General features: G+C 63.3%; 11 protein-coding genes. 5 read left to right on the top strand and 6 right to left on the bottom strand.

The genetic code is table 11. From position 1 onward, the window contains the following. Positions 1-37: 37 nt before the first annotated feature. Positions 38-784, top strand: a complete 747-nt coding sequence (gene tpiA / locus Q1A85_RS19225; protein ID WP_299693414.1) for a triose-phosphate isomerase — start codon at positions 38-40, stop codon at positions 782-784. Between the two features lie 87 nt (positions 785-871). On the opposite strand, the gene Q1A85_RS19220 is transcribed toward tpiA, so the two are convergent. The 5 genes from Q1A85_RS19220 to Q1A85_RS19200 all read right to left on the bottom strand — a co-directional run bounded on the left by Q1A85_RS19220 (position 872) and on the right by Q1A85_RS19200 (position 7233). Beyond that, positions 872-2248: a TRAP transporter large permease gene (locus Q1A85_RS19220; protein WP_299693411.1), complete on the bottom strand. Its 1377-nt coding sequence runs from the start codon at positions 2246-2248 to the stop codon at positions 872-874. A gap of 4 nt (positions 2249-2252) precedes the next feature. Further along, a complete protein-coding gene (locus Q1A85_RS19215) occupies positions 2253-2942 on the bottom strand; it encodes a TRAP transporter small permease (protein WP_299693408.1) in 690 nt (229 codons plus the stop codon). Between the two features lie 85 nt (positions 2943-3027). After that, positions 3028-4026 (bottom strand): DctP family TRAP transporter solute-binding subunit, encoded by a 999-nt coding sequence (locus tag Q1A85_RS19210; RefSeq protein WP_299693405.1) that lies wholly within the window; start codon positions 4024-4026, stop codon positions 3028-3030. 229 nt (positions 4027-4255) lie between these two features. Further along, positions 4256-5485, bottom strand: coding sequence for a sigma-54 dependent transcriptional regulator (locus Q1A85_RS19205; RefSeq protein ID WP_299693402.1), 1230 nt, complete (start codon positions 5483-5485; stop codon positions 4256-4258). Continuing rightward, positions 5482-7233 (bottom strand): ATP-binding protein, encoded by a 1752-nt coding sequence (locus Q1A85_RS19200; RefSeq protein ID WP_299693399.1) that lies wholly within the window; start codon positions 7231-7233, stop codon positions 5482-5484. Before Q1A85_RS19200 ends, Q1A85_RS19205 begins: the two co-directional genes overlap by 4 nt. Before the next feature lie 65 nt (positions 7234-7298). Here Q1A85_RS19200 and Q1A85_RS19195 point away from each other — a divergent pair, with 65 nt between their 5' ends. After that, positions 7299-8471 (top strand): cytochrome P450, encoded by a 1173-nt coding sequence (locus Q1A85_RS19195; RefSeq protein ID WP_299693396.1) that lies wholly within the window; start codon positions 7299-7301, stop codon positions 8469-8471. A 226-nt stretch (positions 8472-8697) separates the two neighbouring features. Here the strand turns inward: Q1A85_RS19195 and Q1A85_RS19190 are convergent, their stop codons facing one another. Further along, complete coding sequence (locus Q1A85_RS19190) at positions 8698-9165, bottom strand: Lrp/AsnC family transcriptional regulator (RefSeq protein WP_299693392.1); 468 nt, start codon at positions 9163-9165, stop codon at positions 8698-8700. Between the two features lie 141 nt (positions 9166-9306). Between Q1A85_RS19190 and cysG the strand changes: the two genes are divergently transcribed. Genes cysG through Q1A85_RS19175 form a run of 3 tightly spaced genes read left to right on the top strand, consistent with a single transcriptional unit; the run spans position 9307 to position 12670 of the window. Next, positions 9307-10707, top strand: coding sequence for a siroheme synthase CysG (gene cysG / locus Q1A85_RS19185; RefSeq protein WP_299693389.1), 1401 nt, complete (start codon positions 9307-9309; stop codon positions 10705-10707). Then, complete coding sequence (locus tag Q1A85_RS19180) at positions 10707-11006, top strand: DUF2849 domain-containing protein (RefSeq protein ID WP_299693387.1); 300 nt, start codon at positions 10707-10709, stop codon at positions 11004-11006. The genes cysG and Q1A85_RS19180 overlap by 1 nt, the downstream gene beginning before the upstream one ends. Then, the gene (locus Q1A85_RS19175) at positions 11006-12670 is read left to right on the top strand and encodes a nitrite/sulfite reductase (protein WP_299693384.1); all 1665 of its coding nucleotides are present in this window, start codon (positions 11006-11008) and stop codon (positions 12668-12670) included. Before Q1A85_RS19180 ends, Q1A85_RS19175 begins: the two co-directional genes overlap by 1 nt. Positions 12671-12676 lie beyond the last annotated feature (6 nt).

Here is a 12676-nt window from a genome sequence, read left to right as displayed (position 1 = left end):
AGGACCCATCGAGAGACGGACCAAAAGGGGCAGATCCATGCGACGCAAACTGGCAGCAGGCAACTGGAAGATGAACGGTGACGCAAGCCTTCTGGGCGAGTTGGCGCAGCTTGCAGGCCAGCAAAGCGACACAGGCCCCGAAATCCTGATCTGCCCGCCCCACACGCTGCTGGCACATGCCGTCTCCGTCACCGATGGCAGCCCTGTCGGCATCGGCGGTCAAGACTGCCATGCCGCCGAAACAGGCGCGCATACGGGCGATGTATCCGCCCCGATGATTGCTGCCACAGGGGCGCAAGCGGTCATCGTCGGCCATTCGGAGCGCCGCACAGACCATCACGAAACCAATGCAGATGTCCGCGCCAAGGTCAAAGCGGCCTGGGCCGCGGGCCTCACCGCCATCCTCTGCATCGGCGAAAGCGAAGACGAGCGGATGGGCGACAGCACGCTGGAAATCATCGCGGATCAATTGCACGCCTCGGCCCCGGACGGCACCACTGGCGACAATACCGTGATCGCATACGAACCGATCTGGGCCATCGGCACCGGTCGCGTGCCGACGCTCGAACAGATCATCGAGACGCACGACATGCTGCGCGACGAATTGGTCGGTCGCTTTGGCCCCGAGGCTATGACCATCCGCCTGCTTTACGGCGGCTCGGTCAAGCCGAACAACGCCGCCGACATATTCACCGCCGACAATGTGGACGGCGCTCTGGTGGGCGGGGCGTCACTTGCGGCGGCAGATTTCCAACCGATTATCGACGCCCTCGCCGCGTCCTGACTTCTTCTCTTTGCCAAATACTCCGGGGGTTTGGGGGCTGGCCCCCATTCCCAAAAATGAATCGCGTCGCCGCAGGCGTCCAGTGGATCACTGAATGATCGTCTCCGGCCCCATCATCAGGGTCGGCAACCAGGTGGAAATCGCCGGGATGTAGGTCACCATGATCAAAAACACAAAGAGCACGGCCAGAAACGGCAATGCAGCCCGCACAACCCGCATCATCGGCATTCCGGCCACGCCGGAGGTCACAAACAGGTTCAGGCCCACAGGCGGCGTGATCATCCCGATCTCCATGTTCACCACCATGATGATGCCAAGGTGAATGGGGTCGATCCCCAGCTCAATCGCAATCGGGAACACCAGCGGCGCCACGATCACAAGCAGGCCCGACGGCTCCATGAACTGCCCGCCAATCAGCAGGATCACGTTCACGATGATCAGGAACACGACAGGGCCAAAACCCGCATCCAGCATCGCCGCCGCAATCTGCTGCGGGATCTGCTCATCCGTGAGAACATGTTTCAGGATCAACGCATTGGCGATGATGAACATCAGCGTGACTGTCAGCTTGCCCGCCTCAAAGAGCGCATTCTTGGTGTCGCGGTGCACAAGGGCGGTCACAATGGCCCACGGTTTCGAGAACAAAGAATGGTTGCGCTCGCCTTCCGGTGTGGCCAGCGGCCCCATGTCGCGATAGACAAAAACCGCAATCAGGAAGGCATAAACCGCAGCCACCGCCGCCGCCTCGGTCGGCGTAAAGATACCGCCGTAGATGCCACCCAGAATGATGACGATCAGGAACAGGCCTCCGCTCGCGTGCAGACCCGATTGCCAGACCTCGCCCCAGCCCATCCATTCGCCTTTGGGCAGGTTCTTGACCTTGGCCATGATGTAGATGGTGATCATCAGCATAGAGCCCGCCATGAGCCCCGGGATCACACCCGCCAGAAACATGCGCCCCACCGACACGTCCGTGGCAGCCGCATAGACCACCATCACGATAGAGGGTGGGATCAGGATGCCCAGCGTGCCCGCATTGGCGATCACACCGGCGGCAAAGTCCTTGGTGTACCCCACCTGCCGCATCCCCGCGATCACGATGGACCCGATGGCGACCACGGTGGCGGGCGATGAGCCGCTGAGAGCGGCGAAGAGCATACAGGCAAACACGCCCGCAATAGCCAGACCGCCGGGAAAGTGCCCCACGATGGCGATTGAAAACCGGATGATCCGCTTGGCCACCCCGCCCGTCGACATAAACGTCGAAGCAAGGATGAAGAACGGGATCGCCAGCAGCGTGTAATGCCCCGCCATCGCCTGAAACAGCGTCTGCGCAATAGAGGCCAGCGACGTGTCGCTCAGCGCCAGCAGAAAGATGATCGACGAAATGCCCAAGGACACGGCAATCGGCACGCCGATCAGCATCAGCCCGATGACGAGCGCGAAAAGGATTGCGACTTCCATGGGATCAGTCTCCGGCGTTCATGTGGCGGACGTCTTCGATGGCGTCCTCGGCTTCGTGGCTGACAATCAGCGAGGTGCTCTGGCCGGTCCACACACGGACAAAGGCCTGCACAAAACGGAACAGCAGCAACGCCATGCCAAAAGGCAGAATGAAATAGGGAATGAAGCGCGGGATTTTCTCGTATTCCTCGCCTTCATTCATGATGGGTTCGATCCACCGCAACATCTCGGGCATGGGAATGTCCACAACCTCGTACCAGCCCCGATAGCTGGTGCGCTTCATCTCTTCGAACCCGGTGGGGAACCAGCGCCCCGTGGTCTGCGGCAGGTTGGCGAAATTCGCCCAGTAGTCCCACGCCCCCTTCATCAGCAGAAAGGCGTAAATGATGCAGATCGCCCCGGCGATCAGCGCCAGCACCCGGCGCACAGGCGGGGAAAACAGGTTCGTGACCGCGTCCACGCCAAGATTGGCAGTGATTTTGACGGCATAGGAAATGCCGAACAGGATCAGCCATGAAAACAGGAACGTCACCATCTCGAGGCCCCAGATCAGGCCGGTGTTGAACCCGTAGCGCAGGACCACGTTGATAAAGGTCACGATGGTCATGCCCGCCAGCAGCAGGGCAATCATCGTCTCTTCGAGTTCATGGACAAAGCGGCCCACAGGCCCCTTGGGTACGTATGCCCCGGACATGACGTCTTCCTCGTTTGTGAGAAGGTGCAGGATCGGCGCGCCCCGAGGGCATCCTCGGGGCGCGCCGTTGTTCAGGCCTGTGGCCTTAGTTCACCGCGGCGTTGATCGCTTGGGCCGCGTCGATATTTTCCTGGCCCACGTCGTCCTTGAACTGGTCCCAGACGGGCTTCATCACGGCAACCCACTCTTCGCGCTGTTCGGGCGTCAGGCTGCGGACTTCGCCACCTGCGGCGATGATCGCGGCCTTGGCCTCTTCGTTCACCTTGGTCGACTCGCCGTTCCGCATCTGCGTCACTTCGGCCAGAATGGTCGACAACTGGTCACGCACATCATCGTCGAGGCTGTCCCAGAAGTCGGTGCCGGTCACCACGAGGTAGTCGATGATGCCGTGGTTGGTCTCGGTGATGCCGTCCTGCACCTCAAAGAACTTCTGGCCGTAGATGTTGGACCATGTGTTCTCTTGCCCGTCCACAACGCCGGTTTGCAACGCGCCATAGACCTCTTTGAAGGCCATCGGCTGGGGCGAACCACCCAAGGCGGCCATCTGTGCCTTGAGCACGTCGGAGTTCTGCACGCGGAACTTGAGGCCATTGGCATCGGCGGGCGAATTCAGCGGCACGTTGGCCGACATCTGCTTCATGCCGTTGTGCCAGAAGGCCAGACCCAGCAGGCCGCGGCGTGTCATGCTTTCCTTCATCGCCTGACCGGTCTCGGAGGCTTGGAAGGCGTCCACGGCGTTGATGTCCTTGAACATGAACGGCAGGTCAAAGATGCGGAACTGCTTGGTGAACTGTTCGAACTTGGACAGCGACGGTGCGGCCAGCTGGACATCGCCTTGCAGCAGCGCCTCGAGCACTTGGTCGTCGTTGTAAAGCGTGGAGTTCGGGAACACTTCCATGCACGCCTTGCCGTTCATCTCTTCGTTCACGCGGTTTTGCAGCAGCGTGGCGGCGATGCCTTTGGGGTGCTTGTCGGTATTGGTCACATGGCTGAACTTGATGACGATCTCGCCATCATCACATGCGGCGGCAACAGCGCCAGCGCTTACGGTCAGGGCCAGTGCGGCCGCGGTCAAAAATTTCATGGTGTCTCCTCCCAGAGCAATATTATCACGCGCCCATTTGGACATGTGCGATGAGAGGAGAAGACCAAATGCGGCCTCCCGGTGGAAAGCGGAAGTTGTGCGACCTTACGGACTTGCCATTTTTATCTCGAATTCAACGGCTTGTGAGACTTATTTCACCCGACCCACGCAACCTGCGTGCGGATTTTCGCCCACCACCCCGCGCCACTGTGTGGAAATCCGCACAGTGTTAGCGCCGGTAATCCTCGGCGCGAATCCCGTAGCGTTTGAGCTTGTCGTAAAAGGTCTTGCGCGGCAGTTGCAGCGCTTCGGCGGCGGCGCTGGCGTGTCCGTTCTGCCGCCTGAGCGCCGCGATCAACAGCGACCGTTCCACGCGCGCCAACTGCTCTGCCAGCCCGAGGTCCGTGGCCTCTGCGACATCCTCTGGCATCCCAAGGACAAAGCGCATGGCGGCACTCATCAGTGACCGCGCATTGCCGGGCCATTCCTGCGCCATCAGGCCGGCCATATAGTCCGGCGCAATCTCTGGCGCGGTCAGCCCCGCCTGTTCTGCCGCCTGCGCGACATAGTGGCGAAAGAGCACCGGAATATCCTCGGGCCGCTCGCCCACGCTGGGCACGCGCACAGGCATCACCTCTAGCCGGTAGTAAAGATCGGCGTTCAGCGCGCCCTCTTCCACAGCGGCGGACAGATCGCGGGTGCTGCCCGCAATCAGGCGCGCAGTGCTGCCGGTTTCCAGCGTTTCCAGCAATGTCAGCTGGCTGGAGGCGGGCAATCGCGTGATCTCGTCAATGAACAGACTGCCTGCTGCGGCACTTTCCATAGCGTCGGCCAGCGCCTCGGGCGACAGATCAGAGGCCGCGCGTTTGACAAAGGCCGCCTTGGACCGGAGCGAACTTAGGTGAATAACCTCTGCCACTTTGGAAATGCCGGTGCCGGGGGCACCTGTGACCAGCACCTCCGTCTCGAGCGGGGCCACGCGCCGCACCCGCGCCCGCAGCCCATCGGCCAGCGCGCTGGTGCCAAAAAGCATCCGCGCCGCCGGATCACCGCTTTCCACCAGCGCGCGCAGGCGCCGGTTTTCAAGCACCAGTGCGCGGGTTTTCAAAGCGCGTTCAAGGACGGCCATCAAGTCACTGGGCGCACAGGGTTTTTCCAGAAACCCAAAGGCCCCGTCGCGCATCGCCTGCACCGCCATTGGAATGTCGCCCTCGCCGGTCAGCAGCACCACGGGCAAATCCGGGTCGACCTTTTGGGCATGGGCCAGCAGGTAAAACCCGTCGCGCCCGGGCATTCGGATATCCGACAGGATCACCCCGTCAAACTCGCGCGCAATGTGATCCTTGGCCACCACAAAGGACCCCGCGGGCACCGGTTCCATATCCGCCAGTTCCAGCGTCTGGCACAGCGCGTCGCGCACGGCGGCGTCATCATCCACCAACAGCACCCGATTGGTCACTCTGCCGCCTCCGCCATGCTGTCCCACCGCTGCAATTCGACGCTGAACAGCGCACCACCGTCATTGGCATTGCGCCCTTTGATTTCGCCACCAAAGCTCTGCACGATCCCGTAGGAAATGGACAGGCCCAGCCCCATGCCCTCGGTCTCGCCCACGTCCTTGGTGGAATAAAACGGGTCGAACACCTTGTCCGGACTGTCGATGCCCGGTCCGCTGTCGCGAAAGGTGACCGTTATGCCCGTGCCCGCACGGATCGCGATGCTGAGGTGCCGCGTGTCCTGCGCGGCCATGGCGTCAACGGCGTTGGAGATGAGGTTGACGAACACCTGCCCCAGCCGCACCTCGCCACCGCGCACAAATATCGGCGTGCCGGGCGCATCGTAGTACAGCGCCACCTCCGCCTGCCGGATCCGGGGCATGGTGAGTTCAATCGCGCTGGCCAGCACCGCCACCACATCCACCCGCACCACCGGTTCGCTTTCCTGCCGGGCAAAGGCGCGCAGGTTCTTGATGATGCGGCCCATGCGACGGGCAAGGTCCGAGATGCGGGACAGGTTGTCGCCCGCGCGGTCGGTTTTGCCCCGGCCCAGAAATTGCACGCCGTTCTCGGCATAGCTTTGGATCGCCATGAGTGGCTGGTTCAATTCATGGCTGAGGCCCGCGCTCATCTGTCCCAGCGCGCTCAGCTTGCCCGCTTGGACAAGGTCGGCCTGCGCCTGCGCCAGCGCGCGCTGCGCCTCCTCGCGCTCTTCGGCCTCGCGGGTGAGGCGCGCATTCGTGTCCGACAGGGCCGCCGTGCGTTCCGCCACCCGCGCCTCAAGCTGCGCGTTGGCCTGCGCCAATGTGCGCCGCCGTTCGGTTGCGAGAAACAGCAGCGCGCCAAAAGCCAGACAGAGCCCCGCCACAGCCGCCGCTTGCAGCGTCGCCAGACGGCGCGCCGGGGCCACGTCCACCAGCGCCTCGCCGGTCATACCAATCACCGGCAGCGGGCGCACCAGATGCAGCGCGTTCTGTGGCAGATACGGCCCCCAGCCCATCTGCCAGACCTCGTGCCGCCCCAGCCGGTAGCTGTCAAATGGCACCCGCGTCCCGTCCGCAGGGGCCAGCCCCGGCCCGTCTTCGCGCCGCTGCCAGAACACGATCTCGGAGCGGTTGGTGATGAACACACGGTCGGTTGCATCCGTAAAGAACACCGCCGGGTTCGATCCGACCCAATCCCACTCGATGCCCGCCAAATCCGCTGTGACCACAATGGCCCCCCGAATCTCGGACCGGGCGTCAAACACCGGCGCAGCAAAGGCAAAGATGCGCGTGCCCTGACCGGTGCGCCCGTTGCCCCACCCCAGCGCACCCTGTGCCGCGCGGCTCACCAGCGGGCCGATGTCGATCGGGGCCACGCCGCTGCGCGCCTGCGCAAGGATGCCACCATTGGGCGTGGTCAACAGGATGTCCTGCGCCGCCGTCTTGTCCGCGATATCGAGGAACAGGTGCTCCGCGCCGCTGCCGCTGCCACCCGCCAGCGCTGCCTGCACCTGCGGGTGATCCGCCACCAGCACGGCAAGCTCGCGGTAACGTTGCAATTGCCCCGTCAGCCGGTCGCTTGCCAGCGCGAGGTCCGCCTCGCCCTGCCGCGCCATCTGGTCCAACGCCTGAAAATAGCCATAGCGCCACACGCCAGCAGCCGCCGCCGCGACCACCAGCACAAACCCCAGCACAACGCTGATCCGTCTCAGAACACCTCCGCCCATGGCGCACAGGGTATGCGGCGACCCAAGCCTTGCCAAGCGGATCGCGAGGCGGCAAGGGAAGACATATGTTGCAGCTGTCCCCCCACGACCCCGATTTTGTCCAGAATCCCTACCCCGCCTATGATGCGGCACGTGCCCGTGGCCCGCTGCTCTGGTGGGAGGAATACGGGATGCACGCGGCCTTTGATCACGCGACGGTCCATGCCCTGCTGCGCGACAGGCGGCTGGGGCGCGCTGTGCCGGGGCGGGATGCAGCCAGCGTGCCGGACCACCTGACAGCCTTTGACGCGGTTGAGCAGCATTCGCTGCTGGAGCTTGAGCCACCCGGTCACACCCGCCTGCGCCGCCTGATCCTCCATGCATTCACGTCCCGCCGGATCGCAGCACTGGAAGGTGATATTCACGACATCTGCGCGGACCTGATCGGTGCCCTGCCGCGTGATCCGTTCGACCTGATCCCGGCCTATTGCCAGCAAGTGCCCGTCCGCGTGATCGCCCGCCTGCTGGGCGTGCCCGAGGCGATGGGACCAGACCTGTTGCGCTGGTCCGCAGCCATGGTCGCGATGTATCAGGCGGGCCGCACCCGCGCCATCGAGGACGCCGCCAATGCCGCCGCCGCCGAATTCGCCACCTTCTTGCGCAGCTACATTGACGAGCGGCGAAACGACCCGCGCGACGACCTGATCACCCGGCTGATCGCCGCAGAGGACGGCGGCGAGACCCTCAGCCACGACGAGATGATCGGTACCTGTGTCCTGCTCCTGAACGCCGGGCACGAGGCGACAGTGCATTCGCTGGGCAACGCCGTGAAATGCCTCATTGAACACAACCAGACGGACGCCCTAGGTCCCGATCAGATCGCAGGCACGGTCGAAGAGCTGCTGCGGTTTGACCCGCCTCTGCACATGTTCACCCGCCATGTCTACGAAGACGTCACGCTGGGCGACATCACCCTGCGCCAAGGGGACGAGGTTGCGCTGATGCTGGGGGCTGCGGGGCGCGATCCCGACATCTATACCGATCCGAACCGCTTTGATCCCGCGCGCAAGGCCCTGGCGCATCTCGCCTTTGGCGGTGGTCTGCATTTCTGCGTGGGCGCGCCATTGGCCCGGCTCGAGATGCAGATAGCCCTGCCCGCATTGTTCGCGGCCCACCCCACGCTCCGCATCGCCGCGCCACCGCGCTACGCCGACAGCTACCATTTCCACAAACTGGATCACCTGATCGTCACACCGTGAGTCGCGACCGGGTCAAGATGGCCGCAGGCCCCGCGCGTTGCGCGGCGTGATCTTGACGCGGGCGCGCGTCACATCACGCTGGATCAGGTCTGGTCAGGACGCATCGCGCCCTGAACGACATCTCAGCAAAACGCGTCCCACCCACACGCCAAACCGCGCCGCACCCGCAACAGAGCGTCGCCTCACCACTGCCTGAATTTGAAATGCGCGGTAGCGCGCCTTTGGATCACGTTCCCAGCGGGAGCATCGTGGTCGATTTGATCTCTTCCATCGACAAAAGCGCTGTCACATTATGTACCCGCACCTCGGAAATCAGCGCCTGATAAAACGCGTCATAAGCCCGCGCGTTGCGCACCCGCACCTTCAGGATATAGTCGATATCCCCTGCCAGCCGGTGCGCCTCCTGCACCTCTGCCCGGTCCCGCAGCGCCTGAAGGAAGCGCGCCTGCCACTCCGCCTCATGTTCGGACGTGCGGATCAGCACAAAGAAACAGGCCTCGAACCCCAGCGCCTCGGCATCCAGCACAACCGTCTGCTGTCCGACCACACCGGCCTCGCGCAGCTTGCGGATCCGGTTCCACACCGGCGTCTTCGAAGAGCCCACGGCACGGGCGATATCGTCCAGTGACTGGCTCGCGTCGCGTTGCAGCTCCGCCAGAATTTTCCGATCCACATCGTCTATCCGAACAGACATTCCAATCCCCTTCGTTTCGGGAAACAGGCGTTCTCTCCCCGCACTCAAGCAGAACGTTTATCCTTATCTGCGCAGCTGTCTAGCGTTAAACCGGGAAAATTTCCTATATTGAGGGTCAGTTTTGCGGGATCGAGGCACGCGATGAACCATTTTCCCATCTTCCTGAACACCAGCGGACGGCGCATCGTTTTGTCGGGCGGCGGCGATGCCGCTTTGGCCAAGCTGCGGCTTTTGATGAAGACCACGGCTCATATCAGCGTCTTCGCGCCCCATGCCGATGACCAGATCAAGGCATGGGCCGATGCGGGCAAGCTGACATTGATCCCCCGCCCGATGGCACCCGGCGACGCAATGTGCGCCGCGCTGTTCTATGCCGCGGACGAAGACGCAGCCGAAGACAAGCGCGCCGCCGCCATTGCCCATGCCGACGGCGCGCTGGTCAATATCGTGGACAACCTCGCGGACAGTCAGTTCATCACCCCCGCCATCGTCGACCGCGACCCCGTCACCGTGGCCATCGGCACCGAAGGGGCCGCCCCTGTGCTCGCCCGCGCGATCAAGGCCGATCTCGAAGAACGCCTGCCCACCTCCCTTGGTACCCTGGCGCGCATCGGCAAGGCCTTCCGCAAGGCCGCCGACGCCCTGCCCTTTGGCCGGGCCCGCCGCGATTTCTGGCGCGACTATTACTTCAACGCGGGTCCCAAGGCATTCGCCGCCGGTGAGGACGCCATTCAGCCTGCCCTCGACGACCTGCTTGCCGACCACCTGATGCGCGATACCCGCAAGGGTCACATCGCCTTTGTCGGCGCAGGTCCCGGTGATCCCGAACTGCTGACCCTCAAGGCGCGCAAGGCGCTGGATGAGGCCGATGTGGTCATCTATGACCGCCTGATTTCGCCTGAAATCCTCGAACTGGCCCGCCGCGAGGCCACCATGATCGACGTGGGCAAGGAGGCGTTTGGCCCCTCCACGCCGCAGGACACCATCAACGCCTTGCTGGTGGAACATGGCGCAACCGGCGCCCAAGTCGTGCGCCTGAAATCCGGCGATGCCACCGTGTTTGGCCGTCTGGACGAGGAACTGGACGCCGTTACGTCTGCGGGCATCGACTGGCACATCGTGCCGGGCATCACCGCCGCCTCTGCCGCTGTTGCCTCTATCGGTCAGTCGCTGACGAAACGGGGCCGCAACGCCTCCGTCCGCTTCCTGACCGGGCACGACACCAAAGGCTTTGCCGATCACGATTGGAAGGCGCTCGCCGCGCCCGGCGAGGTCAGCGCCATCTACATGGGCAAGAAATCCGCCCGTTTCATTCAGGGACGGCTGATGATGCACGGGATCGACCCCGACACGCCCGTGACATTCATCGAAAACGCAAGCCGCGCCGACCAACAGGTTCTGGCGACAACCGTGGCCGAGATGGAGCCGACCCTGACCCAAGCTGGTCTTGGCGGTCCGGCCCTGACCTTTATCGGCCTGACACCGCGCGCGGCCCAGACCGCTCTCACCGACCTGCCCCTCCAAGCCCAAGAGGCCCTGTGATGCCCAAAGCCTTTACTCCCAAAGTCGTCACCGCCAACGACCTGCTCAAGGGCGACGTGATCTACCAGACCGCCACCGGCTGGACCCGCCGTCTGGACGAGGCCGAAATGCTTACCGACGAGGCCGACGCCGACCTGCGCCTGATCGAAGCGAGCCAGCAAACGGATGTGGTCGTGGGCGCGTACCTCATGGATGTCGCCACAGATGGCGGCACAGCCAGACCCACCCATTTCCGCGAAACCTTCCGCGCCACCGGGCCCAGCAATTATGCCCATGGCAAGCAAGTGGAGCTGCACTGATGTATAGCTATTCCGAGTTCGACACCGCCTTTCTCGCCGAACGCAACGCCCAGTTCCGCGCGCAGGTCGAGCGCCGCATCGCCGGCAACCTGACCGAAGATGAATTCAAACCCCTGCGCCTGATGAATGGCCTCTACCTGCAACTGCACGCCTATATGCTGCGCGTGGCCATTCCCTATGGCACGCTGAACGGTGCCAAGATGCGCAAGCTGGCCGAGATCGCCGAACGCTGGGACAAGGGGTATGGCCACTTCACCACGCGCCAGAACATCCAGTACAACTGGCCCGAGCTTCGGGATGTCCCCGACATGCTGGACGCGCTGGCAGAGGTGGGGATGCACGCCATCCAGACCTCCGGCAACACGATCCGCAACGTGACGGCGGACCACTTTGCCGGGGCCGCCGCGGACGAGATTGCCGACCCGCGCCCCGTGGCGGAACTGCTGCGCCAGTGGTCCACGGATCACCCCGAATTCCAGTTCATGCCCCGCAAATTCAAGATCGCCATCACCGGGTCCCCCAATGACCGCGCCGTGACCAAGGCGCACGACATCGGCATCCGTATGGTAGAGCGTGACGGACAGCGCGGCTACGAGATCATCGTGGGCGGCGGTCTGGGCCGAACCCCCATGATCGGCAAAGTTATCAATGACTTCCTGCCCGAAGCGGACCTGCTGCCTTATCTTGAGGCCGTGGTGTCGGTCTGGAACCAGATCGGGCGGCGCGACAATAAATACAAGGCACGGATCAAGATCACCGTGCACGAACACGGTATCGACGAAATCCGCCGTCTCGTCGCGGAACGGTTCATCGAGACGCGCAAGACGTTCACCGGCGTCGACCAGCACATGCTGCGCGAGATCGAGGGTCATTTTGCCCCGCCCGCCTTTGTGCAGGCCGACACGCGCCCCTATACCGACGCGTTGCAGCACTACCCCGCATTTCGCGCCTGGACCGACACCAACGTCACCCCGCACCGCGACCCCGACCACGCCATTGTCACGATCAGCCTCAAGAAACACGGGGCAACACCCGGTGACGCTTCGGCCGCGCAGATGCGGCTGATTGCCGAACTTGCCGAAACCTATGGCTATGATGAAATTCGCATCAGCCACGAGCAAAACGTGATCCTGCCCCATGTGCACAAGGCGTCGCTGCCCTCGATCTACTCCGCCCTGCGGGTCGAAGGTCTGGCCACGGCCAATGTTGGCCTGATCTCGGACATCATCGCCTGCCCCGGCATGGACTACTGCGCGCTGGCCACGGCCCGGTCGATCCCCATCGCCCAAGAGATCGCGACCGCCTTTGACGATCTCAAGCGCGAACACGAGATCGGCCCGCTCAAGATCAAAATATCGGGCTGCATCAACGCCTGCGGTCACCACCATGTGGGCCATATCGGTATCCTTGGCCTCGACCGCGCTGGCGTCGAAAACTACCAGATCACGCTGGGCGGTGATCACACGGAAACGGCCAAGGTGGGCGACCGCGTCGGTCCCGGCTTTTCCGCCGCCGACATCGTGCCCGCAGTAGAGCGCATCGTGGACACCTATCTGGACCTGCGCACAGACGAAAACGAGCCGTTCATCGATACGTACAAACGCACCGGCATGGCCCCGTTCAAGGCCGCGCTCTATCCCGAGACAAAGGTCGCAGCAGAGTAGGCGTTC

Origin of the sequence: uncultured Tateyamaria sp. (genome assembly GCF_947503385.1) — a bacterium.
Taxonomy (GTDB): domain Bacteria; phylum Pseudomonadota; class Alphaproteobacteria; order Rhodobacterales; family Rhodobacteraceae; genus Tateyamaria.
Note: the sequence above shows the minus strand (reverse complement) of the source record. Positions and strands in the feature narration are given on the sequence as shown.